Genomic DNA, 26,143 nt, shown 5'->3' with positions numbered 1-26,143 from the left:
AAACGGGGCAGCAGAAGTTGGAGGCCATGCGCGGCACCCTATGCAGAGGGCCATCGGTGAGACAAAGCATTTAACGGCGTCCGGCGGCTCCGGACACTTTCGCGGGGCCGCTGAGCTGGGCTTCGCCGGGCGGAAACCGGAAGCCGTCCGGAGGACGTGGCCGGACGGCGGGGCGGCGGCCGATGGTCGGAGGCGTCCATCAGACGCATCCTCCTGGAGCATCCATGCGCCTTTCCCTCGCCGCCGCGGCCCTGCTGATCGCGGCCACCACCCTCGTCTCGGCCGCTCCGCCCGCACAGGCCGCCACCTCGCCCAGTGTCCGGTCGGCCTGTTCGGGGTTCTCGTGCCGGTTCTACTTCTCCCAGGCCCGGACGGCCTCCATGGTCCAGGCCGGCGAGCGGGTCGGGTGGGTGGCGCCCGCGCTCGTCGAGCTGGTCTGCGTGCGGATACCCAACCCGTTCGTGCGCGTCGCCTGCGGGGTGGCCGTGGGGATTCCGTACACGCGGGCCCAGCGGCACATCTCCAACGCGGCCGCGATGGGCGGGTGCTTCGTCGTCCAGGCCAAGATCGGGTTCACGGTCCCGATCAAGTTCGGGGCGGTCTCGGCGGACGACCCTTACTGCGGCTGATCAGGGACAGGTGTCGCGGTACGGCTCGTCGGCGGGCAGGACCTCCTCCCACTCCTTCTCGGTGAGGGACCGGCCCGCCACCGCGCACATCCGGGCGACCGGATCGGCCGGCCTGGCGATCGGCCACCGCACGGTGGCGCCCTCGTCGGTGATCGCCAGCACCGAGGTGCCGCCCGCGCCGAAGGTCACGTAGGCGGGCGCCTCGGCGGCCTCCACCGCCGGGGTGACCGCGATCTGGCGCCGGGACGGGACGTCCCACAGACGGAGGGACCCGTCGTCGCCCGCGGTCGTGAGCACGGCGCCGTCCGCGCTCACGGCCATCGCGGTCACCGGCACCGGGCTTAAGAACACCTCGCCGATCTGGGCCCACCCCTCGACCGCCACCATCCGGACCAGGCCGCCCTGGCCGGATTCGAGGTTCTCGGCGATCAGGATCGCCTTGCCGTCGGGGGTCGCGGCCAGCGCCTCCGGCGCCACGGGCTGGGGAGGTGAGGTCGAGATGGTCCGCAGGTCGTGGAGGTCTCTGAGGGTGATGTCCCGCTGCTGGACGCGGGCGGTGGCGACGACCCCGGCGCCGGTCGCCATCGCGCCGATCCAGCCGATGCCGCCCGACGCGGCGCCTCGGGCCACCTCGGGCGAGTCGTCCAGCACGGCGATCTGGCGGCCGTCCGCCCGGTCGAGAACCGCCAGCCTCGCCCCCGTTGGTAGGGCGTCCGGTCCACTTCGGGCGAGGACGAGGGCGACGACGAGGAAGCGGCCGGAGGTGTCGAGGGCGGCGCCCAGGGGCGGGGCGAAGACCCGGGATGCGCCTGGTGGGAGGGCCATCTCGCCCGGCGGGTCGAGGCGGCGGATCGTGCCGCCGGTCCGGTCGTCGAGGTCGCCCACCCGGATCTCGACGGTCGTCACCTGGGCCTCGGGGCTGATCACCGCTGCGGCGATCACCCGGCCCGGTCCGGGTTCGGGTGCGGGGCCCGGGATCCTCGTCCACATCTCCGGCTCCCAGATCAGGGCGTTCGACTCGCGCGCGGTGGTCACCAGGCGGGTGCCGTCGGGCGAGTAGGCCAGGTCTTCGACGCCGGTGCCGTGTCTCGGCGGGAGACCGCCGGCAGGCCGGAGCGTGGCGGCCTCGACGAGGCGCACACCGCCGTCGGCGGTGCCGAGGGCGACCGTCCGGCCGTCGGGGTGGTAGGTGATCGCGTAGACCGACTGCCCGATGCGCAACGGGTCGCCGGTCGGCTCGCCCTCGGCGAGGTCCCATCGCTGGATCAGGCCGGATGCGTCGCCGAGGTTGTGGTTGGCGGTGACGGCGGTCCGCCCGTCGGGGCTGAGGGCCAGTTCGCCCGCCTCGAACGGCGGGCCCTTCGGGCGGCCGGTGTCCAGGTTCCAGACCTGCCACGACGACTTGCGCGCGAAGCGGTCGTGCCGCACCGCCACGGTCGAGCCGTCGGCGCTGAGGACCGACCAGCCTTCGGGGCCGTCCCGGAAGGGCCCGAGGACCGGGCCGAGCCGCCGCCAGGTCGCGGTCTCCCAGCGCTGCACGATCGAGTGCGCGTCGGCGGTCGTCATCGTGGCCCCGTCGGCGCTGAAGACGATGCTGGTCACCTCGCCCCGATGCCCGGTCAGCGGCGGCGCGAGCAGTTTTCCGGTGGCGGCCTCACGGACCAGCATGACGTCGTCCCCCGAGGCCAGGATCCTCCCGTCCGGGCTGAACCGCAGGGGGTGGACGCTCGATGCGTGATCCGTGAGTGGTCCCCAGAGGCGCCGCCCGTCGTCGTCCCACATCTGGACGTCCCCGTTCGTCCCACCCGTGGCGACCATTCCGCCGTACGCGGCGACGGCGGTCACCTCCGACGGATGGTGCAGAACGGTCCGCAGCGGGGTCGTGAGAGAGGCCAGCAGACCGGCCCTGGTCTCGTCGGTGGGCTGGTACGAAGACGCCGCCACGTCGAGCAGCCCCGCCAGGACCGGATCGGAAGGCCTGGTCACGTCGGCCCGCGCGCTCAGCAAACGCGACAGCGCCTCCCTCCGCTGGGCCTCCGCCCGGGTCGCCGACCGGGTGGCCAGCACCCCGGCCACCGAGGCCACCACGGCCAGGACGGTCACCACCGCCACCGCCGCGCGCGACAGCCGTCGGCGGCGGACCCGCGACCTCTTCCCCTGGACCTCCGCCGCAGCGGAGGCCGCGAGGAACGCGGCGGCTAAGGCGTGGGCGGCCGGATGACTCCCGGCCGTCGCCTCGTGGACGGCCCGCGCCGAGCTCAACCGCGCACCCTGGTAGAGGTAACCGGGGTCGCGTCCCCCGGCGTCCCAGGAGGCGGCGTCGGTGTCGAGGCGCTGCAGCACGACGAGTTCGGCGCGGTCCTCCTCGATCCAGACGCGCAACCGGGGCCAGCCCCGGATCAGGGCCTCGTGGGTGAGGTGCACGCTCTTGGCGTCGACGGTCACCAGCCGGGCCTGGGCCAGCCGGTCGAGCACCCGCTGGACCGGCGGTTCGGCGGGCAGGTCGGTGAGCGGCATGCGCCGGGCCGTGTCGGCGGTGTCGGAGCCGAGGTGCACGAGCCGGGTCAGCAGGCGGCGGGCCGTCACCCGCGCCGCCGGGTCGAGCTCGTTGACCACGGTGTCCGCCGTCTGGGCGAGCGCGCCGACGACGCCACCGGTCGCGCGGTAGGCGGCCAGGGTGAGGACGTCGCCGTCGCGGTGGATCCAGGTCTCCCGGAGCACGTGGGACAGCAGCGGCAGCACGCCGACCGTGCCCGCGTGGTCGCCGTCGCCGCGCAGCTCCTCCAGCAGTTGGCCCGACAGGCCGTCTTCGACGGTCAGGCCCGCCACCTTCGCCGGGCCCTCGATGGCGGCCAGCAGCTCGTCGCGGCTCATGGGCGTCACCACGACGGGACGTTCGAGCGCGGGCACCAGGCCCGGATGGTGGGCGCAGTGGCCGAGGAAGTCGGCCCGTACACCGAGCACGACCACCATCGGCCCCTCGGCCCCGAGCGCGGTGACGACCTCGACGAACGCGTCGCGGTCGACGCCCTCGGTGAAGACCTCCTCGAACTGGTCGATGATCACCGGCCGGCCCGCCCAGCGGCGGCGCAGCCGGGCGACCGGTTCACCGAGCACGGCGCCGGGGGTGACGACGACCGGCTCGGGCACGCCCGACCTGATCAGCGCGGGCACCAGACCGGCCCGCAGCAGCGACGACTTCCCCGACCCCGAGGGGCCCATCACGATGAGCAGCCCGCCCGTGCCGGAGATCCGGTCGAGCAGGGCGGCGGTCAGCCGGTCGCGGCCGAAGAAGTAACCGGCGTCGTCGGCGCCGAAGGCGGCCAAGCCCTGGTAGGGGGAGCGTGGCGGGTCGGGTGTGACCGGCGTCGGGCGCGGTGGCCTGCGGTCGTCGGTCTCGTCGCGCAGCTCTCGGTAGGCGGCGTCCCAGGAGTCGCGGTCGCCGGGCGCCTCCACGCCCCGTTCGGCGCAGAGCCGGAGGCAGGTGTCGACGAAGACCTCGAAGTTGTGGCGTTCGGGACGGGCGGGCCGCTTCAGGCTGGTCATGCCGTCGATGGTGCTGCGGTGCAGCCTGATCCGTTCCTGGCCGGGACGGCGGCGCGGGGTCGCCGCGCTGGCGATCGACAGACCGTTGAGGGAGACGCCGGTGGCCTCTCTCAGTGTCCGCATCCGGCGGGCGAATCGGACTCGCGGGTCTTCCACCCGGCGATGCTATGGAGCCGGACCACGGGCACCAAGGGCTCCAGGTCTGGGGGCTAGGCCGGTAAGTCGGAAGAGGGATGTCCGGAAGTCGTGACGGCGGGATCCGGGGGGCGGTGCCGGGCGCCGGAGGCGGTGGGGACCGGGGGCGGCGGTCAGTGCGGGGTGGGCGGAGCCGTAACGGAAGAAAGCCTTTATGGACGGCACGGCGAGAGGAGCACCGGACCGGACCCGCGCACGGCAGCGGAGCTAGAAGGGCACCGCCGCCGCGTCGTTGTGGAATGCCATCACCAGCAGCGTCGCGATCAACGTCGCGATCAGCAACCAGCTCACCGCGATCACCACCGTCGACCGCCGCCACCGGCGCTTCTTCTTGTCGGTGCGGCGGCGATTGCGCTCGCCTCGCACCACCCGCTCGTTGAACGACTCTAAACGGGCGGCGAGCCTCGGATCCTCATCGGTGAGGTGCCGCTCGATCATCGCCAGCATCCGCTCCTCGTCTTGCGACCAGGCCATGGCGCACCTCCCAGGGATGCAAGGTGTGTGCGGAGGTCGTTCCCCCGAAAGAAGATCGTTAGCCGTTTGGTGACGCGTGATTTGCCTCCGCTTTCCGTTGCGATCATGATCGAACAGGTGTTCCAATCATGGGATGCGCTGGGACAACCTGCAACTCATCCCCGACCAACCGGACAATGCCCTGATCACCAAGGGTGCGGTCGTCCGGACCATCGACACACCGGAGTTCCGCGGCGTCACCTTCTACGAGATCCAGGCCCGATCGATCATCAACCGCGTGCCCGGCCCCAGCCGCGTCCCGTTCGAATGGACCCTCAACCCCTATCGGGGGTGCACCCACGCGTGTGTGTACTGCTTCGCCCGCAACACCCACACCTATCTCGACCTCGACGCCGGCCACGACTTCGACACGAAGATCATCGTGAAGACCAACGCGGTCGAGCTGCTGCGCCGGGAGCTGTCCGGGCCGCGCTGGCGGGGCGAGCCGATCGCGATGGGCACCAACGTCGACCCCTACCAGCGGTGCGAGGGGCGCTACCGGCTCATGCCGGGCATCATCCGGGCCCTCGCCGACCACCGGAACCCCTTCTCGATCCTGACGAAGGGCACGCTCATTCTCCGCGACCTCGACCTGCTCACCGAGGCGGCCGCGCGCACCCGCGTCTCGACCGCCATGTCGATCGGGACCACCCACCCCGACGCCTGGCGGGCGACCGAACCCGGCACCCCGAGCCCGCGCGCCCGGCTCCACGCCGTCGCGACCCTGAACGAGGCCGGTGTGCCCTGCTCGGTGCTGATGGCGCCGATCCTGCCCTACCTCACCGACTCCCCCGCCCAGCTGGAGGCGACCGTGCGCGAGATCGCCGAGGCGGGCGCGACCGGGCTGACCCCGCTCGTGCTGCACCTGCGCACGGGGGCGCGCGAATGGTGGCTCCAGTGGCTGGCCCGCGAACACCCCCGTTTGGTGCCGCGCTACCAGGAGCTCTACGGCCGTGGCGCCTACGCCCCGAAGGCCTACCAGCAGCGCATCAGCACCCAGGTGGCCGAACTGGCCCGCAAACACGGCATCAGGGAGCGCATGGTGCGACAGGCCCCTCCGCCCGAGGCGAAGGCTCCGGAGCCGGAGCAGCTCGGGCTCTTCGGCCGTTAAGGTCCTCGCTCGCGCTGACCGCGCCCGGGCAAACCCGGCTTCCCCGACCGTCGAAGGTCCTGGTTTTGCGCTGAAGATCGTTTTCTCTCGAACCGGCGCCTTTACAAAGTAGATTTCCAACAGGACTTTTGTACCGCCGAACCCGGGATTCGGCTCCCTACAGCCGCGCCACCGCCGGAAATAGCGTCGTCTCCATGACCGACGCCATCGTCATCCACGGCCTGCGCAAGGCCTACCGGCACGTCATCGCCGTCGACGGCCTCAGCCTGACGGTCCCCCAGGGGCAGCACCTCGCCCTGCTCGGCCCCAACGGCGCGGGCAAGACCACCACCATCAACGTGCTCCTCGGGCTGCTCCCGCCCGACGCCGGCACCGCCGCCCTCTTCGGGCAGGACCCCCGCCCGGCGCTGCGCGCCGGACTCGTCGGGGTCATGCAGCAGGACATCGGGATGCCGCCCCGCGTGACCGTCCGCGAACTGATCCGGTTCGCCCGCGCGGTCTACCCCGCGCCCCTCCCCTACGACGACATCGTCGCCCAGACCGGCCTCACCGGCCTGGACCGGCAGCGCGTCGACCGGCTGTCGGGCGGCCAGCGCCAGCGGGTGCGCTTCGCGATGGCCCTGGCCGGGGACCCGAAGCTGCTGGTCCTCGACGAACCCACCGCCGGTCTCGACGTCGAGGCCCGCCGCGAGTTCTGGGACGGCCTCTCGGCCGCCGGCCGCACCGTCGTCTTCTCCACCCACTACCTCGACGAGGCCGACCGCTTCGCCGACCGCATCGTCGTCATGAACCACGGCCGGATCGTCGCCGACGGCACCGGCGAGGCCATCAAGAAGGGCGGCGACCTCGAAGACGCCTTCCTCGCCCTGGTCAGCGGAAGGTTGGCCTGACCCGAACCGCGCCCCTTGAACTCGCCCGGAACCCCAACGCATAACTCCCGATAAATCGCCCTTTCGTTTCCCAAGGAGAACCGCATGACCGCTTATATCCGGCTCGAAGTTCGCAAGATGCTCCGCGACCACGGGTTCATCGTCATGAGCCTGACCCTGCCGGTCGTCATGTACCTGCTGTTCAGCAACCTCGCGCTCGGCGCCCAGACCGCCGAGGCCCAGGCCGCGGCCGCCGCGTGGAGCATGGTGGGGATGGCCGCCTACGGCGCGCTCGGGGGTGCGTTCAGCAACGGGACCGGGACCAGTGAGGACAAGGCGCTCGGCTGGCTGGCCCAGCTCGCCGTGTTACCCATCCCGCCCTGGCGGGTGATCGCCGGGAAGGCCGCGACGGGGGCGATCATCGTGGTGCCGTCGATCCTGCTCGTGCTCACCGCGGGCGGGCTGGTCAACGGGGTGCCGCTGACCCCGTTCGAGTGGGTCGCGATCACGTTGCTGCTCTGGGTCGGCACCCTCCCGTTCAGCCTGTTCGCGCTCGGCAACGCCTACCTGCTGAGCCCGCAGAACTCCGCCGCCGCCAACCTCGCCGGGTATCTCTCGCTGTCGATCCTCGGCGGCCTGTGGTTCCCCATCGAGGGCTTCCCCGACTGGCTCCGGGCCGTCAGCGAGTGGAGCCCGGTCGCCGCCTACGCGAAGCTGCCCTACGCGGTCCTGTTCGGCGAGGCCCCCTCGCCGCAGTCGCTGCTCACTCTGCTGGGCTGGAGCGCCGCCTTCACGCTCTACGCTGTGTACGGCTTTCGCCGCGCCGGGAGGACCTCATGAGAACGCGCTCAGGCGGATTCACCGTCTGGGTCCTGCTCATGGCCTTCCCGGTCCTCGAGACCCTCACCCGGCCGACCCTCGTGGCCTGGGTCCTGCTCGCCGCGATCGCCGCCCTCTACGTGTGGACCGTCCGGGCGCAGACCCACCTCGGCCTGGCCCTGCTCACTCTCGCCGCCGCCGGAGGCGCGCTCGCCTTCGGCGGGGCCTGGACGTTCACCCTCACGATGACCGCCGTCGCCACCGGGGGGATCGTCAGGAAGCTTCCCGGGGTGCTGCTGCTGATCCCGCTCACGGCGGTGGCCGTGGCGGCGAGCCTGCGCACCGGCGTCGGCGGGCTGCTCGTCGGGTTCTCGGCCTGGGGGGTGTTCGTCGCCGGGCTGGTGCCGTGGATAATCGTCCAGCTCTGGGACACCATCGCCGAGCTCCAGGCCACCCGCAAGGAGCTCGCCCGGGTGGCCGTCTCCGAGGAGCGGCTGCGGTTCTCTCGTGACCTGCACGACCTGCTCGGCCACACGCTGTCGGTGATGGTGGTGAAGGCGGAGGTCGTCCGGCGGCTGGCGCCCCGCGACGGCGAGGCCGCCGCCCGGCAGGCCGCCGACATCGAGGAGATCGGGCGCCAGGCCCTCACCCAGGTCCGCGCCGCCGTCACCGGCTACCGGGGCAGGGGCCTGAAGGCGGAGCTCGACGGCGCCCGTGAGGCTCTCGGCACGGCGGGCATCGCCCTCACGGTCGAGGCCGACGAGACCGACCTCCCGCCGGAGACCGACGCGCTGCTCGGCTGGGCGGTCCGCGAGGGTGTGACCAACGTCATCCGGCACAGCTCCGCCCGCACGTGCGCCGTCACGGTGAAGGCCGGCGGCCTGGAGATCACCGACGACGGCGTCGGCGCGGCCCAACCGATGGGCAACGGGCTCGACGGCCTGCGCGAACGCGTCGAGGCGGCGGGCGGGCGCCTGACCGCCGGACGTCTCCCCGAAGGTGGGTTCCGGCTGACCGTGGCCGTCCCCGAGGAAGGAACACCGTGATCCGCGTGCTGCTCGCCGAAGACCAGGGCATGATGCGCGGCGCCCTGGCTCTGCTGCTCGGGCTCGAACCCGACATCGAGGTCGTCGCCCAGGTCGGCGACGGCACGCGGGTGGTGCCCGCGGCGCTGGAGGCCCGCCCCGACGTCGCCCTGCTCGACATCGAGATGCCCGGCCGCAGCGGCCTGGACGCCGCCGCCGACCTCCGCGACCGGCTGCCCTCCTGCCGGGTGCTCATCCTCACCACGTTCGGCCGCCCCGGTTACCTGCGCCGCGCCATGGACGCCGGGGCGCGCGGCTTCCTCGTCAAGGACGGCCCGGTCGAGGACCTCGCCGACGCCATCCGCCGGGTGCTGCGCGGCGAACGCGTCGTCGACCCCGCGCTGGCCGCCGCCGCCCTGTCGGCCGGGCCGAGCCCGCTGACCGAACGGGAGCGGGAGATCCTGTCCATCGCCGGGGACGGCGCCGCCATCGCCGACCTGGCCGCCCGGCTGCACCTGTCGGAGAGCACGGTGCGCAACTACCTGTCGTCGGCCATCGGCAAGACCGGCACCCGCAACCGGGTCGAGGCCGCCGGAGTGGCCCGGCAGAACGGCTGGCTCTAGACCGGCACCTCCACGGCGTCGAACGACAGCCGGGCGATCGTCCGCTGGCCCACGGCGTTGGGGTGGAAGTAGTCCCACTTGCTCACCATCGAGAGCGTGAACGGGAACTTGAACACCTCACCGTTGTCATAGCGGCAGTTCGCGCCGTAGGCGGCGCAGGCCTTGGCCATCTCGTTGTTGTACGCCATCACGCGCGCCCGCACCCGGTCGCGGCGGTCCTCGTCCTTCTGGGCGGTCGAGGTCGGGTTGGCCAGCATCGTCTGGCAGATCCGGGCGATGCCCCAGAACGCGCGGGCGATCGCGTTGTCCTTGCCGACCTTCCACAGGCGCTTCAGGTCGGGGATGCTGACGATGCGCACCTGGGCGCCCGTGGGAGCGAGCTTGGCCAGCGCCGCGTCGACCCGCGCCCGGTAAGTGGCCACCGGGGTCATCTGCTGCTCGGTCCGCACACACGCGTCCTGGGCGCCGATGAGGATCGTCACGTAGTTGGCCTTGGCCGCGATGGCCTCTTCCGTCTGCTCCATCAGGTCTTCGCTCGTCGCGCCGTTGTAGGCGAAGTTGCGATTGCGGCCCTTGACGTCGGCCCCGCCGTCCAGCAGCCGCAGGTAGTGGCTGTCGACGTCTTTGTGGTCGCCGGCCGACCACGAGCGCGACGTGCACGCGACGTACCAGCCGCAGGCGTTGAAGCCCGCGCTGATCGAGTCGCCGAGCGCCGCCATCGTGATGGGCTCGGCGGCCGCCGCCTGGACCGTTCCAGGCCACACGAGCAGCGCGGCCGCCGCCGCCACCGGCGTGATCTTCTTGATCATGGACACCTCCGGGAGCCAAAGGTAGAGATCACGAACGGCCAGGCTCTATTACCGAGGCGGCAGGCGTCTCTTCCATGACCAAGCTGCTATCGGGCCTTGACACACACGTACGGGAATGGAGCCCCAAATGTCGAACACGTTCAGTTTCTGCGTAAAGTGGGTGAGGTGAGCGTCGCCCTCGGACTCCATCCCCCGCTCGTGGTCCGCACGGTCCCGGTGCGCGACCCCGGTGACCTCATCTCCCTGCTGCCCGGCCCCGCCTCCTACACGTGGGTGCACCACGGCGACGGCATGGTGGCCTGGGGAGAGGCGCTGCGGGTGACGATACCGCCGGGGCCCGGCCGGTTCGCGTGGGCCCGCGAGTGGCTGGCCACCGCGTTCGGCCACGCCGACGTCGACGACCGGGTGGGCAGACCGGGCTCCGGGCCCGTCGCCTTCGGCAGCTTCACCTTCGACCCCGCCTCGCCGGGGTCGGTTCTCGTCGTGCCCAAAGTGGTGGTCGCCCGCCGCGACGGCCAGGCCTGGCTGACCACGGTCGGCGAGGAGAACCTCGGGCTGGTCACGCCCGCCGTGCCGCCCGGCCGCATCCGCTACTCCGACGGCGCCCTCACCGCCCCCGGCTGGGAACACGCCGTCGCGAGGGCGGTGGAACACATCACCTCGGGCGGGCTGGAGAAGGTCGTCCTGGCGCGGGATCTCATCGCGACCGCGGGCGCCGACATCGACCCTCGCGTGCCGCTGGCCCGGCTCGCGGCGCGCTACCCCGAGTGCTACACCTTCTCCGTCGGCGGCCTCATCGGCGCCACCCCCGAACTGCTCGTGCGGCACACCGGGTCGGCCATCGAGTCGCTCGTGCTGGCCGGCACCATCCCCAGCGGCGCCGATCCGGCGACCCTGTTCGACTCCCCCAAAGACCGCTATGAGCACACCTGCGCGGTCGCGTCGGTCGAGGCCGCGCTCAAGCCGTTGTGCGCGGAACTCGACGTACCGGCCGAACCCGAGCTCCTCTCGCTGCCCAACGTGCAACACCTCGCCAGCCGGGTCACCGGAAAGCTCGGCGACGGCGCGTCGGTCCTCGACGTCGTCGCCGCCCTCCACCCCACCGCCGCCGTGGGCGGAACCCCGACCGACGTCGCGGTCGGGCTGATCCCCGAACTCGAGAACATGGACCGCGGCGGCTACGCCGGCCCGGTCGGCTGGATCGACGCCCGGGGCGACGGTGAGTGGGGCATCGCCCTGCGCTGCGCCCAGCTCGACGGCCCCCGCGCCCGCCTTTTCGCAGGATGCGGCATCATGGGCGGATCAGACCCGGCGGCCGAACTCGCGGAGGCCCAGTCGAAGTTCCGCGCGATGCAATACGCCCTCGAAGGCTGACCCGGCCCCCGACATTCCGCCGCCCCCTTGGAGGGCCGACCTCTGATCTCCCCCGCCGATCGCCGTGCCCGGATCGCCGTCGCCCTGCTGTTCCTCACCAACGGGGCGATCTTCGCCAACCTGATGCCGCGCTACCCCGCCATCATCGACGCCCTGGAGCTCTCCAACGCCCAGTTCGGGCTCGCGGTCGCCGCCGTGCCCGCCGGGTCGCTGGCCTCCGGTCTGCTCGCGGGCATCCTCATCAGGCGCCTGCGGTCGTCACGGGTCGCCGTCGGAGGCATGATCCTCACCAGCGGGTTCGTGCTGCTGGCCGGGCTCGCGCCCAGCTGGGCGCTGTTCGCGGGGGCGCTGTTCGTCGTCGGGGCGCTCGACTCGGTCGTGGACGTCGCCCAGAACACCCACGGCCTGCGCGTGCAGCGGCTCTACGGGCGGTCGATCATCAACTCCTTCCACGCCATCTGGAGCCTGGGCGCCGTGCTCGGCGGGCTCATGGGCGGCGGCGCGGCGGCGCTCGGCATGTCGCTCGGGCTGCACCTCAGCATCTCGGCGGTGACGTTCGTCATCATCAACCTGGTCGCCTACCGGTTCCTGCTCCCCGGCCCCGAGCCGCAGGATCCGATCGTCGAGGCGGTCACCGAGGGACCCGCACTGCCGGTCAGGTCGATCGCCTACGGCGCGCTGGCGCTGCTGGCGGTCATCGCGATCTGCGGCGCCACCGTCGAGGACGCCGGCGGCACCTGGGCGGCCGTCTACCTGTCGGGGTCGCTGGGGGCCGCGCCCGGCATCGCGGCGTTCGGTCTCGTCGCCGTCGTGGGGGCGCAGTTCGTCGGGCGGGCGCTGGGCGACCGGTTCGTCGACCGCTACGGCCAGCGTGCCGTCGCCCGGGTCGGCGGGCTGCTCATCGCGGTGGGTTTCGGGCTCGCGCTGGCGTTCCCGAGCGTGCCCGGCACCATCGCCGGGTTCGGCCTGGCCGGGTTCGGCAGCGCCACGCTCATCCCGGGCGCCATGCACACCGCCGACCAGCTTCCCGGCTTCCGGCCGGGCACCGGGCTGACGCTGCTGTCGTGGCTGCTGCGGGCCGGGTTCCTGCTCACGCCCCCGCTGGTCGGGCTCATCGCCGACGCGAGTTCGCTGCGGGTCGGGCTGCTGGTCGTGCCGGTCGCGGGGATCATCGTGATCTTCTGTTCAGGCGTCTTCCGCCCGCACGAACAGCGTGCCGCCGGCTGACGCCTTCGCCCGCCCGGCCGTGGCGGTGGCGAGCCACTCTTCGAACCCGCCGAAGTCGGTCACCGCGACGTCGAAGGCCACCTCTGATCCGTAGGCGACCTCGCGCACGTCGTAACGGACCCTGAGATCGTTTTCCAGACGGCCCGCGTGGGCGTGGTCGATCGACACCGTCACCAGGTGGGCCTCGACCATCGTGACCGGTGTGACCCGGTCGAGGGTCTCCCCGACCGCGCCGCCGTAGGCGCGCACGAGACCTCCGGCGCCGAGCAGGATGCCGCCGAAGTAGCGGGTCACCACGGTGACCACGTCGGCGAAGCCGCGTTTGAGGAGCACGTCGAGCATGGGGGTGCCGGCCGTGCCGCCGGGTTCGCCGTCGTCGTCGGAGCGGCGGATTCCGGTGCCGATCACGTAGGCGGTGCAGTTGTGGGTGGCGTCGGCGTAGAGCGCGCGGTGGGCCGTGATGAACTCGCGGGCGGCCTGTTCCGAGGGGGCGGGGGCGACGGCGCAGACGAACCGCGACCGCCGCACCTCGGTCTCGTGTTCGACCACGTTGTCGAGGGTCTTGTACGGCACCGCGCCAGGCTATCCCGATCTCAGGGAGGGCAGATTCACCACGACCGCCTCCTGGGACGACCGCGCGATCACCACCACCGCCTCCTCGTCGGGCGACGGGTTCTCCTCGCGGTGCGGCGTGAACGGCGGCACGTAGACGTAGTCACCCGGCGAGGTGTCGAGGCGCACCTCCTCGCCGTCGTCGCCGAGGAAGACGAACGACGGGTGCCCGCTGACGACGTAGATCGCCGTCTCGGAGTCGCCGTGGTGGTGGTCGGCCGACCGGGTGGACGGGGCGACGTGGGTCTGCCCCATCCAGAGCCTGGCCGCCCCGACGGTCGGCCCGCTGATGGCCGCCCGCCGGTGCATCCCGGACGACTGGGCAGTCTCGTCGGACAGCCCGGCGGGCACGACGTGGTGCAGCGGTTCGTGAAAGGACAACCCGGGCCCCCTATGCGAAAGATCCGAAGGTTCCGTCGTGGTAGAGCAGCGGCCGGCGCCCGGGGATGGTCTCCCCTTCGGTGATCAGGCCCACCACCAGCCGATGGTCCCCCGCCACGAAACGTTCCCTGATCTCACACCGCAACCACGCGGCGACGCCGTGCAGAACCGGTTCGCCGGTGGGCAGCGAGGTGTAGGCCGTCTCCGGCCCGAACCGGTTGGCCCCGCTGCGCGCGAACAGGGCGGCCAGGTCGCGCTGGGACTCACCGAGGATGTGGACGACGAAACTGTCCTGGTCGCGGATCGCGGGCCAGCTCGACGAGCCGAGCCCGATGCCGAAGGTGACCAGCGGAGGCTCCGCCGAGACCGAGGCGAGCGAGGTCGCGGTGAACCCGACCGGGCCCGCCGTGGTGACCACGGCCACCCCGGCGGCGTGCCGGCGGAAGGCACTGCGGAAGAGGTCGCGGATGTCCGTTCCGGCTTCAGGAGAGACCGACATGTTCCCATCTCCAGGGGGTTCCGGCGTCTCGGGGCGACGCCCGCCGAGCCGGGGGCGGGGGAAATCCGAAAGGGCGGTCATGCCGTCACCCGGACCCGCGTGAAAAGCAACCGCTTCGCTGACATGGGGTTCCTCTCGATCAGTTCTCCTCATCGTAGAAATACCCCTAAAACCTGTCAATATAGTAGGGAATATGGTCGTGTCCGCTTACGGAGCGGATCGACCGATTACGACCGGGCTCGCCGCCGAACCCACACCATGCTCACCACGCCGAACACGACCACCACGACCAGCGCCACCCACGACGCCTGGCTGAGCCACTTCTCCGCCACGATGCCCAGATAGAAGACCACCGCCGTGGTCCCCCCGGCCCACACGATCGCCCCGAGCACGTTGGCCACCAGGAACCGCCAGTAGGGCAGGTGCAGCGCCCCGGCCAGCGGCCCCGCCAGGATCCGCAGCAGCGCCACGAACCGGCCGAAGAACACCGCCCACACGCCCCAGCGCCGGAACAGCGCCTTGGCCCGGTCGACGTGATCGGGCCCGAAATGCCGGGGGAAGCGCCGTCCCAGCCGGTCGAACAGCCCCTGGCCGCCCCGGTGGCCGATGTAGAAGCCGATCGAGTCGCCGACGATCGCCCCGCCGGTCGCGCACACCCCGACCAGCAGCGGGTCGACGAACCCCTTCGCCGCCATCAGCGCCGCGCTGACCAGCACGATCTCCCCCGGCAACGGGATCCCGAGACTCTCGATCCCGACGACGAGACCGACGACCACGTAGACCCAGACGTCCGGGATCTGCTCCAGCCACTGTTCGAGGTGCATGCGACTTCCTTAGCTGATCGCCGCCCGTACGGCGTCGCGCATCGCGACGTGGACCGCCGCGTTGGCGTTCCGGTCGGTGCGGGCCTCCACCAGGCGGGGCCCCTCACCCCGGATCGCCTTCTCCAGGTCGTCGGGATCGGACACGACGCTGTAGGGCGTGCCCGTCGCCGCCGCCAGATATCCCAGGTCGACGCCGTGGGGGGTGCCGAAGATCCGCTCGAAGGAGCCGCCCAGCGACGACTGCGGCAGCAGGGAGAAGATCCCGCCGCCGTCGTTGTTGACCACCACGACGCACAGGTCGGGCCGGGGTTCCCTGGGCCCGATGACCATGCCGTTCTGGTCGTGGAGGAAGGACAGATCGCCCAGCAGGGCGTAGGCGCGCCCGTGGTGGGCCAGCGCCGCCCCGGCCGCCGTCGACACCAGGCCGTCGATCCCGGACGCCCCCCGGTTGGCCATCAGCCGCACCCCGCGCCGGGGCCGCATCGCCTGGTCGAGGTCGCGGATCGGCATCGAGGAGCCGCAGAACAGCAGCGACCCGTTGGGGATGATCGCCGCCAGGTCGCGGGCCAGCCGGGGCTCGCTCAGCCCACCGGCGTCGAGCACGTCGTCGATCGCGTGCCGGGAGGCCATCTCGGCCCGCCGCCACGCGTTGAGCCACTGGTCGCCGCCCGCCGCCACCGGTATCTCCACGGCCTGCGCCACCTGCGTGGCCGACCGGGTCGGGTCGGGCCACCGGGTCAGGTCGCGGGCGACCACGACGTGTTCCTGGGCCCGCTTCAGCCAGGCCAGCAGCGGCCGCGACAGCCCGGGACGCCCGAGGGTGACGACCACGTCGGGCTGGTGCGCCTCGGCGAAGCCGGGGGTGCCGAGCAGGAAGTGGTAGGTCGAGATCGCGGTGTCGCCGTAGCGGCCGCCGCCGTTGGGCTCCGAGAGCACCGGCCAGCCGGCCATCCCGGCCGCCGCGACGTAGCGCCGCACGTTGGTCGCGCCGTCGCCGACCACCAGCACCCCGCGCCGGGTCGCCGGGATGTGCAGCGCCGACGACGGCGGCGCCACCCTGGCCCGCACCCACGGCCCGTTCGCCTCCAGCGTCTCGGGCCAGTCGTCGTTTCCGTCGGGGACGAGCGGCTCACGGAACGCCACGTTGAGGTGCACCGGACCGGGATCGCCGGGGCCTTCGGCGCGCTGGAAGGCGCGGCAGGCCAGCGACCGCCAGTAGGCCACCTGCCCGGGGCGCTCCTCGGGCACGCCGATCTCGGCGAACCACCGCACGGCCGAGCCGAACAGCTTCACCTGGTCGATCGTCTGGTTGGCGCCGGTGCCGCGCAGCTCCGGGGGCCGGTCGGCGGTGAGCACCAGCAGCGGCACGCCCGCCTCACCGGCCTCGATCACGGCCGGATGCAGGTTCGCGGCGGCCGTGCCCGACGTCGTGACGACGACGACCGGCTTCTCCAGCCGTTTGGCCAGCCCCAGTGCGAGGAATCCGGCCGAGCGCTCGTCGGTCCGCACGTGCAGGCGGATCCTCGGGTCGTCGTGGATCGCCAGGGCCAGGGGCGCCGATCTGGACCCCGGCGCGACCACCGCCTCGGAGACTCCGCACCGCGCCAGCTCGTCAACGAGTACGGTCGCCAGTGCGGTAGCCGGGTTCACACGGCGGCCCCCTCCATCCGCCGAATCCACTCCGGCGACTCGATCTCAAAACGCGCCAGGGCGTCGTCATCAACCTGAGGACGCCGGACACGGATGACCCCTCGCTCTTCGACGAGCGGATCGGCGACGACGTCTCCAGCCAGAAGCGACATGGTCCCGAGTCCGCAAGCGTACGGCAATTCCGGCAGCGCGGCGGCCAGCGCCAGCCCCGCCGCCAGGCCCACCGAGGTCTCCACGGCCGACGACACGACCGCCGGAAGGCCGCACGCCTCGACCACCCGCAGAGCGTTCCGCACCCCGCCGAGCGGCTGCACTTTCACCACCGCGATGTCGGCCGCCCCGGCCGCCCTGACCTTGAGCGGGTCCTCCGCCTTGCGGATCGACTCGTCGGCCGCGACGGGCACCTCGACCCGCCGCCGCACCCGGGCCAGTTCGCCGAGCGAGGCGCACGGCTGCTCGACGTACTCCAGCGTGAACCGGTCGAGTTCCTTGATCGCGTGGACGGCCTGATCGACGTCCCAGCCGCCGTTGGCGTCGACCCTGACCCGTCCTCCGGGACCCAGCGCGTCGCGGACCGCCTCCACCCGGGCGAGGTCGTCGGCGAGCGTCTGGCCCGTCTCGGCGACCTTGACCTTCGCGGTCGAGCAGCCCGAGGCGCGCACCATCGCGGCGGCCTTCTCCGGCCCGACCGCGGGCACCGTCGTGTTCACCGGGATCGCCTCCCGCAGCCCCTGTGGCCACCCCTCGAACGCGGCCTCCCGCGCGCAGGCCAGCCAGCGCGCGCTCTCGGCCGGGCCGTATTCGGGGAACGGCGAGAACTCCCCCCAGCCGTAGGGGCCCCTGATCAGGATGCCCTCCCGTGCGGTCTGCCCCCGGAACCGGACCACCATGGGAATCCGGAACACCCGCAGCTCCACGCCACCCTCCCCGCTCTCCGGCACCGGCCCGGCTACCCTGACCACGTGGTCGATCGTCCGGTGCACGCACTCATCCTGCCGCCAGGCCCAGCCCTCGCCGACGCCGTGGGCGCCGCGCTCGACGGCTCCGGTCCGGCGGTCCTGCCGATCGCGCCATCGTTGCCCGATCGGGCGGTCAGGGCCCTGTTCGACACGCTGCGGCCGACCCATGTCACCACATCCGAGGGCACGACCGTGCTCCCGGAGGGCGTCCCCGCCGACGGCGACACCGCAGTGATCATCGCGACTTCGGGCTCGACGGGCGTCCCGAAGGGCGTCGAACTGTCGGCGCGGGCCCTGCTGGCCTCGGCGCGGGCCTCGCTCGACCGCATCGGCGCCAAGCCGGGCGACCGCTGGCTGTGCTGCCTGCCGCCCTCCCACGTGTCAGGGCTCCAGGTCATCACCCGCGCGCTCCTGTGCGGCACCGACCCGATCGTCCACGACAGCTTCGATCCCGTGGACGTCATGGCCTCCGGCGCCGACCACGTCTCGCTGGTGCCCACCCAGCTCCGCCGCCTGCCCGACGTGTCGGCGTTCGCCACGATCCTGCTGGGCGGCGCGGCGGCCACCCCCGACCTGCTGGCCCGCCATCCGAGGATCTTCACCACCTACGGCATGACGGAGACCTGCGGTGGCTGCGTGTACGACGGCCGCCCCCTTGACAATGTAGATCTGCAACTGGCCCCCGACGGCCGCATCATGATCGCCGGTCCCACGCTCATGAACGGCCTGCGCCTCGGCCCCCGTCACACGGACAAGTGGTTCACCACCAACGACCTCGGAGACCTCTCCGGCGGCCGCCTGAAGGTCCTGGGCCGCGCCGACGACGTGATCAACACCGGCGGCCAGAAGGTCGTCGCCGGGGTCGTCCAGGACATCCTGGCGACCCATCCCAAGGTGCGCGAGGTCGTCGTGATCGGCCGCCCCGACCCCGAATGGGGCCAGGTCGTGGTGGCCGTCGTGGCGGGCGAGGCGACGCTCGAGGAACTGCGCAGCCATGCCAAATCGGAACTGCCCGCGTACGCCGCACCGAAGGTGTTGGTGCAGGTCACAGCGCTTCCCCTGCTCCCCAACGGCAAACCCGATATGGTCGCCATACGGAACCAAGTGTGACAATCATCCGTCTTACGATCAGGTAGTCCTGACGAAAGGAACCACTCCCATGATCCCGACCCCGAAGACGCTGATCTCCGCGGGGATCGTCGGTGTCATCGTCGTCGGAGGCCTGACCGTGGCGGCCGCCGCGGCCGACGGCCGGCTCCAGATCGAGCAGCAGCGTTTGCTCAAGACCGTCGAGGGCAGCAAGGACGTCGCGACGCCGACGCCCGAGCCCGTCCCCTCCAACGTGGTGGTCAGGGAGCTGGAGTCCGACCCCGAAGAGGTCAGCGGCTACTGGACCCCCGAGAACCTCGAGCAGGCCGAGCCGATGGAGATCCCCCGCGTCGAGGTCACCCTCAACTGACGACTGCGCCGGTTTTTGTGCGGTTTAGGTAACACGGGAACAAATATCCGGCGTTGGCGTTCTTACTAAGGCAGCCGTGGTGGCGCATGGGCGCCCCGGCATTGCCGAGAACTCATTGACGACGAAAATTTGATCTCCGCGAAGGAGGAGGTGTCCTCATGCCCCGAACCGCCGTGGCGTCTACCTCGCCCGCGCGCGAGGCCATTCCGACGACTCTCGACCAGCTCCTGGAGCGGGGCCGGAAGCAGGGTCGCCTTTCCCTGACCGAGCTGCGCGAGGCGTTCGTGAACGCCGGCGTGAGCGCGACCAAGGCCCGTGGGATCCTGCGCGGCCTGACCGAGGCCGGGGTGAGCCTCGCAGAAACCGCCGAAGACACCACGAAGGGTACGTCCCCTGTCAAGGACGACGACGAGGTGACCGAGGCCGAGATCGAGGCCGCCGGCGACCTCGACGACAACTCCTCGGCGATGGGCGACTCCGTCCACACCTACCTGAAGTCGATCGGCCGCCGTACGCTGCTCACCGCCGCCCAGGAGGTCGAGCTCGCCCGCCGCATCGAGGCCGGTCTGTACGCCGAATACAAGCTCGACGCGGCCGAGGAGAGCGGCGAGCGCCTCTCCGCGCTGGCCCGCGAGGACCTCGAATGGGTCATCGAAGACGGCCGCCGCGCCAAGGACCACATGCTGGAGGCCAACCTCCGGCTGGTCGTGTCGGTCGCCAAGAAGTACACCGACCGGGGCATGGCCCTGCTCGACGTCGTACAGGAGGGCAACCTCGGCCTCATCAGGGCCGTGGAGAAGTTCGACTACACCAAGGGCTTCAAGTTCTCGACCTACGCCATGTGGTGGATCAGGCAGGCCATCCAGCGCGGCTTCGCCGACTCGGCCCGGACGATCCGGCTCCCGGTCCACGTGCTGGAGATGCTCTCCAAGCTGTCCCGCGTGGAGCGTGACATGCACCAGCGCCTCGGCCGCGAACCCACGCCCGAGGAACTGGCCACGGAGCTCGACCGCACCCCCGACCAGATCGAGGACCTGCTCCGCACCAGCCGCCAGCCGATCAGCCTCGACAGCACCATCGGCGAGGACGGCGAGACCCGCATCGGCGACCTGATCGAGGACGTCGACTCTCTGGAGGCCTCCGAGGTGGTCGACCGGCAGTTGCTGGCCGAGCAGCTCAAGGGCGTGCTGAACAACCTGTCGCCGCGCGAGGCCAAGATCATGGCCCTGCGCTTCGGCCTGGCCGACGGCAAGCCCCACACGCTCGACGAGATCGGCAAGCACCTCGGCCTGACCAGAGAGCGCATCCGCCAGCTGGAGAAGGAATCCCTCTCCAAGCTCCGCCACCCGAGCAACGCCCGCCCACTGCTCGACTGGGCGAGCTAGAACCTCCCGGTACGGGGGTCACTCCCGACCCGCACCGTCCCCGACGCTGGCCCGGTTACACTCCGCTCGACCGGGCCAGCCAAAACGTGACCCTCAGGGGCGTGCCGCCTCGGGGGTGAGCCCGGTCCAGCGCCGGAAGGCGCGGTAGAAGGAATTGGCGTCGTCGTAGGCCAGGAGATAGGCGATCTGGGCCGTGGTGAGGGACCGGTCGGCCAGATAGCCGCGGGCGAGCCTCTCCCTGGTGTCGCTCAGCACGGCCTGGTAACTGGTCCCCTCCGCCTGAAGCTGCCGCTGGACGGTGCGCGGGCTGAGCATGAGCTGGGCCGCGATGGCGTTGATCGAGCTCTCCCCGGCCGGAAGGCGCTCGTGGAGCGCCGCGCGCACCCGGTCGGCGGTGGTGGCGGACGCCTCCATCTCGGACAGGCGGCGGCGCAGTTCCGGCGCGAAGAAGGTCCACATCGACTCGTCCTCGGTGAGGAACGGCAGCGCGGCGTCCCCGGCGGAGAACGTCAGGCCGTCGACCTCGGCCTCGACGATGGGCGAGCCGAAATAGGAGGTCATCTCGGCCGAAGGCGGCGGAGCCCCGCGCATCGCGAGCCGGGTCGGCCGCACCTCCCGCCGCGTGCCGATGCGCGCCAGCGCGACCCAGAACGCGAACTCGCCCGCCACCAGCAGCCGTGGTGGCGGCGGCCCGTCGGGCCAGCGGAAGGTGATGGCCAGCCCGTCGTGACCGGTGGTGACGTCGAGGTGCACCGGGCCGATGAGCGGCTTGAAGGCGGCGATGCGTTCGGCCGCGGTACGCAGGTCGGCGCTGCACAGCGCCGCGAAGATCGGCGGGTTGAACGCCTCGACCGAGATGGCGCCTCCGATCTTCGCCGCCAGGTCGGGATCGGCCGCCTCGGCGTCGACCGCGTCCCAGAACCGGTAGTACTCGGCGGGCGTCAGGGTGACCGCGCCCTGCGCGAAGACCCCGGCCGGCAACCGGGCCCGCCGCAGCACCCGCGCGACGGAGATCCCGAGGTCGTGCAGGAGCGCACGCGTGCCCGGGTCGAGGGTGAACCGCTCTGAGGCCATCAGCCCATGCTAGGTCTCCGCGTCCACGGCGGACATGCCGGAAGCGCCATCCGGCTTGCCGAAGGCGCCATCTTCAGTTGGCGCGAACGGCAAGAAGGAAGGCGTCATCCGCTAGTTCCCTGACGCGCCGCCGACCCTAACGTTGGGGACACGGCCACCGCAGCGGCGGGCGGCGCGAACAGACGGAGACCATCATGACCGGCACGATCCTCATCACCGGAAGCTCCAGCGGCATCGGCCGGGCGACCGCCTGGCACTTCCACGAGCAGGGCTGGAACGTCATCGCCACCATGCGCGACCCCGAGCGCGAGACCGGACTCACCGAACTGGAGAACGTGCTCGTCACCCGGCTCGACGTGCAGGACTCCTCTTCGATCACCGCGGCCGTCGACGCCGGCCTGGAGCGGTTCGGCCGGATCGACGTCCTGCTCAACAATGCGGGATACGGCGCCTACGGCCTGCTCGAGGCGACCCCGATGGACAAGATCCGCCGTCAGTTCGACGTCAACGTCCTGGGCCTGCTGGAGACGACCAGGGCCGTCCTGCCGCACCTGCGCGCCAACGGCGGCGGCACGGTCGTCAACGTCTCCTCCATCGGCGGCAAGGTCACCTTCCCGCTCGGCACGCTGTACCACGGCACCAAGTTCGCCGTCGAAGGGCTGAGCGAGGCCCTCCACTACGAACTGGCCGCGATCGGCGTCAAGGTCAAAATCGTCGAGCCCGGCTTCGTCAACACCGACTTCGGCGGGCGCTCGTTCGACTTCACCAACGACGAGACCCTCACCGAATACCAGAAGCTCGTCGGCGCGTTCTTCGCCGCCCAAGGGCAGATGAGCACCGGGGGCGACGAACCCGAGGTCGTCGCCGAGACCGTCTACCAGGCGGTGACCGACGGCACCGACCGGCTCCGCTACACCGCGGGGCCGTACGCGGCCGACCTGATCGCCACCCGCGCCGCCACCGACGACGCGACCTTCATCGGCGGCGTCAAGCTCCAGTTCGGACTCTGACCCGCTCGCAACCGGCTCCGGCAGACCGCTATGAGGTCAGTTCGATGAGGGACAGGACCGCGCCCGCCGGGTCGGCCACGACCGCCGCCCAGCCGGTGGGCAGGTCGAACGGCGGGACCTGGACCGTCCCGCCCAGGTCGGCCACGACGCGGCAGGACTCCTCGCAGTCGGCCACCGCGAAGTAGACCATCCAGTGGGGTGGGATCTCCGGGGGCCAGGAGTCGGTCATCTCGACCATTCCGGCAACCGTGGTCTTCGACCGTTTCAGGTCGAACTCGGTGTAGCTGCCGCTGCCGCTCAGGAAGGGCGCCCGGCGGCCGTTCCAGCCGAAGACCCTGCCGTAGAAGGCCGAAGCCTCGTCGGCGTCGCGGGCTGCGAGTTCCGTCCAGCAGAAGGCACCCGGAACCCCGCGCGCGCCCGCACCTTCAAGCGCCACGGGCTCCCATAACGCGAACTCGGCCCCCGAAGGGTCGGCCAGGATGCTGCGCCAGCCCTGTTCGCGGCCCTCGTCGTAGATCCGCTCGGGGCCGGTGAGGACCTGGGCTCCGGCGTCGTCGGCGCGGCGGGTCGACTCGTCGATGTCGTCGGCCGCGATGTGGACCAGCCAGGCCGGCCCGCCGGGACGGGCGGGGCCCAGCCCGGCGACCGGCTCGCCGCGCAGGAGCGCCGTGGAGGCGCTGCGCCCGCGCGGCTCGAAATCCCAGCCGAACACGCCGTGGTAGAACTGCTCGCTGAGCGCGAGATCGGCCGTGCCGACCTCGACCCAGCACGGCCGGCCCGCCGCGTATCTCACCCGTCCGGGCATCTCTCCGGCCTCCCTGACCCCAAGGTAATCCTTAGACGGCGCAGCGTGCCGGTGCGTTGACGCCCCGGATATTCCCGGTAGGTATTTCTTAACCAAGCGTCCATGCGCCGACGCGACCGCCGGGCCGCGTCAGGCGCACTTCTTCACCCGGATCAGCGGGCCGCGGCGGGCACCGGACGCGGCAGGCGGACGATACCGCTCAGCCGGTTCTCCTCGCGGAGGGTGCGCAGCTTGCTCACCTCGGTGGTCCACTTGGCGCCGTCGGGGGTCGCCCGGCCCTTGCGGCGGCGGATGCGGTCGTCGTAGGCCTTCACGCCGAAGACCGCCCGCTGCGCCGCCTCGGCGGCCCGCAGAGCGGCGGTGAGCGCCTGGTCGTAGCCGATCCCGGCCTCGCGCAGCTCGGCCTCGGAGGCACCGGCGGCCCGGCGGGCGCGCAGGTTTGCCTCCGCCTGGCGGGCCTTGTCGAGCAGGTCACCGTAGCTCTTGGAGATCTCCTGGTCGGCGTGGAACCTGACCTCCGCCTCCCGGCTCACCCGCGGACGGAAAAACGCCATCGTCAACCCCTCAGTCCTGATTGAAACGCACTGGTCGACAGCGTAGACCCTCCCCTGTCCGGCCGGGATGGCAGGATGATCGCATGCCTGCCAAGCGCCCTCCCACACCGCTCTCGCGCGAACGCATCATCGACGCCGCCCTCCACATCGCCGACGGGCAGGGCCTGCGCCGATTGACCATGCGACGGCTGGGCGACGCGCTCCAGGTCGAGGCGATGGCGATCTACCACCACCTCCCTCGGGGCAAGGAGGCGCTGATGGACGCGCTGGCGGAACACGTGACGGCCGTCCAGGTCGAGCCGAGGGAGGCCTCCTGGCAGGAGATCGCCCGCGACTGGGCGCGCGCCGCGCGGGCCGCCCTGATGGAGCATCCCGGGGTGTTGTCGCTGGCGCTGACCAAACCCCCGAAGGGCATGGCCCTGCTGGCCATGTCGAGTCAGGTCGAACAGCTGAGAGACGCCGGTCTCGGCCGGCCCCAGGAGGCGGTGCAGACTCTGCGCGCCTACGTCTACGGGGCGGTCGCGGTCGAGATGCAGGCCTCCGGCTGGGCCGATCCCGACGCCGAGGTGGAGAAGGCGCGGGTGGCCACGGGCGACGCCGATTTCGAGCGCGGATTGACGGCGGTGCTCACCGGTTTGGAGAGCTCGTAACGGCTCGTTTACCGAAGTGACGGCGTGTCGCGCTTGGGGTGTTATCGTGCATCGGGCACCCTTGTGTCGTAGGTCACACACATGATCACACCCCCCTACCAGGGTGTGGGCGAAATCGTCCGAACGGGCTATGTCCTTGTGGAGTGACCTGGCGCACACTGGTGTAGGCCAACACGTGGTGTAGGCCAATTTGCGTCAACTAAACCCCATACCGCTCGTCCCCCACTTCGCTGGGCGGATCCACGTCACGAGCGACAAGAGAAAGACACGGAGCCCCGGCGATGTGCCCTCATGAGCCCTGCTGTCCTCACGCGGAAGCGCAGGACCGCGAAGCCGCCCGCACAGTGGCGGCCCACCCCGAACAAGGGTGGAGCCTCCTCTGCAACGGCGTCGTCCTCTTCGAGGACACCGGCGAACTGCTCCCCAACGGCGCGATCATCGCTCCGCACCGGCCGACCGACATGGCCATCACCGCCGCCTGACGCGGCGACTCACGGGGGATCACCGGCGCGCCAGCAGCCAGCGCGCCACCTCCGCCCCGATCAGGGCGGGGTTCTTACGGAGATCATGATTCTCTCCGGGTAGCACGACCAGCCGTTCCGCGTCCGCCTCATCAGGCACCCCGAACGGATCACGGTCACCGTTGATCACCAGTACCCCCGCCCCCGCGCCGCGCAGTTCGGCGACCCGTGACTTCTCCGGGTGACCGGGCGGATGCAGAGGAAACGCCAGCGCCACCACCCCGACGGCACCCACGTCCTTGGCTGTACGGCAGGTGACGCGCGCCCCGTTGCTCCGCCCCCCTTGGGCGATCGGCAGTCCCGGAAAGCGCTCCTTGATCGCCGTGGCGATGGCGATCCAGCTCTCGTCCTGCCGGACCGCCGACCCCGGCGCCCGCGCCCCCCTGAGGCGGAACGGCTGGGTGATCCGGGCGACGGCGATGTTCTCCCCCACGCACGCGTCGCGCACCGCGAGCAGGTCGGGCGCGTCCACTCCCCCGGCCGAGCCGTGGGTCAGCAGCAGCACCATGCCCGCCCGGCCCGGGTCGTCGATCTCCGCCCGACCCGGCCCGTGAGGTGTGTCGATCTCCATAACCGCACGTTATCGCGGGTCCCTCCACCGCATGACCGAGGTGTCATCCGAATGGATGATGACGCCTCGGAGGGGGTGTGCCAGATTTGGGGACGTGCCTGACACATCTCTTCCGCATGAAGACCTGCGCGCCACCCTGGCGGCCCGCCGCGACCTGGGCCCGGCCTACGAAGACGCCCTGGTCGACTCGTTCATCGAGAAACTCGACAACGAGATCACCGCGCGCGTCCAGGCCGAGGTGGCCCGGCGAGGGGACGTCAAGCCCCCCAAGCCCGACAACAGCCACATCCCCATCGCCCTGGGCTCCCTCGGCATCGGCATCCCGCTGACCGCCATCGCCGCCTCCCAGGCGGGCAGCTTCGGCCTGCTCCTGGCCTGGGGCGGCATCGTCCTGGTCAACATGGCCGCAGCCATCCGCCGCAAGCGCAACTAGGTTCCGCGCCACCCGG

At 71.5% G+C, this 26,143-nt stretch carries 28 protein-coding genes; 15 read left to right on the top strand and 13 right to left on the bottom strand.

Annotation, left to right across the window (positions count from 1 at the left end; translation table 11 throughout):
* Positions 1-224: 224 nt before the first annotated feature.
* Positions 225-629 carry a hypothetical protein gene (locus tag ACYQ78_RS07750; RefSeq protein WP_459800038.1) on the top strand — a complete coding sequence of 135 codons (405 nt, stop codon included), beginning with the start codon at positions 225-227 and terminating at the stop codon, positions 627-629.
* On the opposite strand, the gene ACYQ78_RS07745 is transcribed toward ACYQ78_RS07750, so the two are convergent.
* On the bottom strand, positions 630-4,331 hold the full coding sequence (locus ACYQ78_RS07745) for an nSTAND1 domain-containing NTPase (protein ID WP_459800037.1): 3,702 nt from the start codon (positions 4,329-4,331) through the stop codon (positions 630-632). It abuts the gene before it with no gap.
* A 246-nt stretch (positions 4,332-4,577) separates the two neighbouring features.
* Positions 4,578-4,844 (bottom strand): DUF3040 domain-containing protein, encoded by a 267-nt coding sequence (locus tag ACYQ78_RS07740; protein WP_066369817.1) that lies wholly within the window; start codon positions 4,842-4,844, stop codon positions 4,578-4,580.
* Between the two features lie 133 nt (positions 4,845-4,977).
* On the opposite strand from ACYQ78_RS07740, the gene ACYQ78_RS07735 reads away from it, so the two are divergent.
* The 5 genes from ACYQ78_RS07735 (at position 4,978) to ACYQ78_RS07715 (ending at position 9,330) form a co-directional block, all read left to right on the top strand.
* Entirely contained in the window at positions 4,978-5,994 is a 1,017-nt protein-coding gene (locus tag ACYQ78_RS07735) for an Rv2578c family radical SAM protein (RefSeq protein WP_459800036.1), read from the top strand.
* 194 nt (positions 5,995-6,188) lie between these two features.
* Positions 6,189-6,884: an ABC transporter ATP-binding protein gene (locus tag ACYQ78_RS07730; protein ID WP_459800035.1), complete on the top strand. Its 696-nt coding sequence runs from the start codon at positions 6,189-6,191 to the stop codon at positions 6,882-6,884.
* Between the two features lie 84 nt (positions 6,885-6,968).
* Positions 6,969-7,703 (top strand): ABC transporter permease, encoded by a 735-nt coding sequence (locus ACYQ78_RS07725; RefSeq protein WP_459800034.1) that lies wholly within the window; start codon positions 6,969-6,971, stop codon positions 7,701-7,703.
* Positions 7,700-8,728: a sensor histidine kinase gene (locus ACYQ78_RS07720; protein ID WP_459800033.1), complete on the top strand. Its 1,029-nt coding sequence runs from the start codon at positions 7,700-7,702 to the stop codon at positions 8,726-8,728. The genes ACYQ78_RS07725 and ACYQ78_RS07720 overlap by 4 nt, the downstream gene beginning before the upstream one ends.
* The gene (locus ACYQ78_RS07715; protein ID WP_459800032.1) at positions 8,725-9,330 is read left to right on the top strand and encodes a response regulator; all 606 of its coding nucleotides are present in this window, start codon (positions 8,725-8,727) and stop codon (positions 9,328-9,330) included. Before ACYQ78_RS07720 ends, ACYQ78_RS07715 begins: the two co-directional genes overlap by 4 nt.
* Here the strand turns inward: ACYQ78_RS07715 and ACYQ78_RS07710 are convergent.
* Positions 9,327-10,139, bottom strand: a complete 813-nt coding sequence (locus ACYQ78_RS07710) for a GDSL-type esterase/lipase family protein (RefSeq protein WP_459800031.1) — start codon at positions 10,137-10,139, stop codon at positions 9,327-9,329. The two genes, ACYQ78_RS07715 and ACYQ78_RS07710, sit on opposite strands and share 4 nt — an antisense overlap.
* A gap of 165 nt (positions 10,140-10,304) precedes the next feature.
* On the opposite strand from ACYQ78_RS07710, the gene ACYQ78_RS07705 reads away from it, so the two are divergent.
* Both ACYQ78_RS07705 and ACYQ78_RS07700 read left to right on the top strand, forming a co-directional pair.
* Positions 10,305-11,513, top strand: coding sequence for an isochorismate synthase (locus tag ACYQ78_RS07705; protein WP_459800030.1), 1,209 nt, complete (start codon positions 10,305-10,307; stop codon positions 11,511-11,513).
* 27 nt (positions 11,514-11,540) lie between these two features.
* A complete protein-coding gene (locus tag ACYQ78_RS07700) occupies positions 11,541-12,740 on the top strand; it encodes an MFS transporter (RefSeq protein WP_459800029.1) in 1,200 nt (399 codons plus the stop codon).
* Here the strand turns inward: ACYQ78_RS07700 and ACYQ78_RS07695 are convergent.
* The 6 genes from ACYQ78_RS07695 to ACYQ78_RS07670 all read right to left on the bottom strand — a co-directional run bounded on the left by ACYQ78_RS07695 (position 12,699) and on the right by ACYQ78_RS07670 (position 17,617).
* On the bottom strand, positions 12,699-13,313 hold the full coding sequence (locus tag ACYQ78_RS07695; protein WP_459800028.1) for an IMPACT family protein: 615 nt from the start codon (positions 13,311-13,313) through the stop codon (positions 12,699-12,701). The genes ACYQ78_RS07700 and ACYQ78_RS07695 overlap by 42 nt on opposite strands.
* 9 nt (positions 13,314-13,322) lie before the next feature.
* Positions 13,323-13,733 (bottom strand): cupin domain-containing protein, encoded by a 411-nt coding sequence (locus tag ACYQ78_RS07690; RefSeq protein WP_459800027.1) that lies wholly within the window; start codon positions 13,731-13,733, stop codon positions 13,323-13,325.
* A 10-nt stretch (positions 13,734-13,743) separates the two neighbouring features.
* Positions 13,744-14,313, bottom strand: a complete 570-nt coding sequence (locus tag ACYQ78_RS07685) for a flavin reductase family protein (RefSeq protein ID WP_459800026.1) — start codon at positions 14,311-14,313, stop codon at positions 13,744-13,746.
* A gap of 146 nt (positions 14,314-14,459) precedes the next feature.
* Complete coding sequence (locus ACYQ78_RS07680) at positions 14,460-15,056, bottom strand: DedA family protein (RefSeq protein ID WP_459800025.1); 597 nt, start codon at positions 15,054-15,056, stop codon at positions 14,460-14,462.
* 9 nt (positions 15,057-15,065) lie between these two features.
* On the bottom strand, positions 15,066-16,706 hold the full coding sequence (gene menD, locus ACYQ78_RS07675; protein WP_459800024.1) for a 2-succinyl-5-enolpyruvyl-6-hydroxy-3-cyclohexene-1-carboxylic-acid synthase: 1,641 nt from the start codon (positions 16,704-16,706) through the stop codon (positions 15,066-15,068).
* A complete protein-coding gene (locus ACYQ78_RS07670; protein ID WP_459800740.1) occupies positions 16,703-17,617 on the bottom strand; it encodes an o-succinylbenzoate synthase in 915 nt (304 codons plus the stop codon). Before ACYQ78_RS07670 ends, menD begins: the two co-directional genes overlap by 4 nt.
* Before the next feature lie 51 nt (positions 17,618-17,668).
* On the opposite strand from ACYQ78_RS07670, the gene ACYQ78_RS07665 reads away from it, so the two are divergent.
* From ACYQ78_RS07665 to ACYQ78_RS07655, 3 genes are all read left to right on the top strand, one after another.
* Positions 17,669-18,775 carry an AMP-binding protein gene (locus ACYQ78_RS07665; RefSeq protein ID WP_459800023.1) on the top strand — a complete coding sequence of 369 codons (1,107 nt, stop codon included), beginning with the start codon at positions 17,669-17,671 and terminating at the stop codon, positions 18,773-18,775.
* 49 nt (positions 18,776-18,824) lie between these two features.
* The gene (locus ACYQ78_RS07660) at positions 18,825-19,124 is read left to right on the top strand and encodes a hypothetical protein (protein ID WP_459800022.1); all 300 of its coding nucleotides are present in this window, start codon (positions 18,825-18,827) and stop codon (positions 19,122-19,124) included.
* A gap of 158 nt (positions 19,125-19,282) precedes the next feature.
* Positions 19,283-20,509, top strand: coding sequence for an RNA polymerase sigma factor (locus tag ACYQ78_RS07655; RefSeq protein WP_459800021.1), 1,227 nt, complete (start codon positions 19,283-19,285; stop codon positions 20,507-20,509).
* Between the two features lie 93 nt (positions 20,510-20,602).
* On the opposite strand, the gene ACYQ78_RS07650 is transcribed toward ACYQ78_RS07655, so the two are convergent.
* Complete coding sequence (locus ACYQ78_RS07650; RefSeq protein WP_459800020.1) at positions 20,603-21,583, bottom strand: AraC family transcriptional regulator; 981 nt, start codon at positions 21,581-21,583, stop codon at positions 20,603-20,605.
* Positions 21,584-21,777: 194 nt separating this feature from the next.
* On the opposite strand from ACYQ78_RS07650, the gene ACYQ78_RS07645 reads away from it, so the two are divergent.
* Complete coding sequence (locus tag ACYQ78_RS07645) at positions 21,778-22,593, top strand: SDR family oxidoreductase (RefSeq protein WP_459800019.1); 816 nt, start codon at positions 21,778-21,780, stop codon at positions 22,591-22,593.
* A gap of 28 nt (positions 22,594-22,621) precedes the next feature.
* Here ACYQ78_RS07645 and ACYQ78_RS07640 read toward each other — a convergent pair whose 3' ends face one another.
* Both ACYQ78_RS07640 and ACYQ78_RS07635 read right to left on the bottom strand, forming a co-directional pair.
* Positions 22,622-23,398, bottom strand: a complete 777-nt coding sequence (locus ACYQ78_RS07640; protein WP_459800018.1) for a VOC family protein — start codon at positions 23,396-23,398, stop codon at positions 22,622-22,624.
* A gap of 152 nt (positions 23,399-23,550) precedes the next feature.
* Positions 23,551-23,952 carry a hypothetical protein gene (locus ACYQ78_RS07635; RefSeq protein ID WP_459800017.1) on the bottom strand — a complete coding sequence of 134 codons (402 nt, stop codon included), beginning with the start codon at positions 23,950-23,952 and terminating at the stop codon, positions 23,551-23,553.
* An 83-nt stretch (positions 23,953-24,035) separates the two neighbouring features.
* Between ACYQ78_RS07635 and ACYQ78_RS07630 the strand changes: the two genes are divergently transcribed.
* Complete coding sequence (locus ACYQ78_RS07630) at positions 24,036-24,602, top strand: TetR/AcrR family transcriptional regulator C-terminal domain-containing protein (protein WP_459800016.1); 567 nt, start codon at positions 24,036-24,038, stop codon at positions 24,600-24,602.
* Positions 24,603-24,883: 281 nt separating this feature from the next.
* On the top strand, positions 24,884-25,084 hold the full coding sequence (locus ACYQ78_RS07625) for a DUF5999 family protein (RefSeq protein ID WP_459800015.1): 201 nt from the start codon (positions 24,884-24,886) through the stop codon (positions 25,082-25,084).
* Between the two features lie 19 nt (positions 25,085-25,103).
* On the opposite strand, the gene ACYQ78_RS07620 is transcribed toward ACYQ78_RS07625, so the two are convergent.
* Positions 25,104-25,694 (bottom strand): alpha/beta hydrolase family protein, encoded by a 591-nt coding sequence (locus tag ACYQ78_RS07620; protein ID WP_459800014.1) that lies wholly within the window; start codon positions 25,692-25,694, stop codon positions 25,104-25,106.
* Positions 25,695-25,788: 94 nt separating this feature from the next.
* Between ACYQ78_RS07620 and ACYQ78_RS07615 the strand changes: the two genes are divergently transcribed.
* Positions 25,789-26,127, top strand: coding sequence for a hypothetical protein (locus ACYQ78_RS07615; protein ID WP_459800013.1), 339 nt, complete (start codon positions 25,789-25,791; stop codon positions 26,125-26,127).
* Positions 26,128-26,143 lie beyond the last annotated feature (16 nt).

This window comes from Herbidospora sp. RD11066 (assembly GCF_054661255.1).
This window is presented reverse-complemented; position numbering and strand designations above follow the sequence as displayed.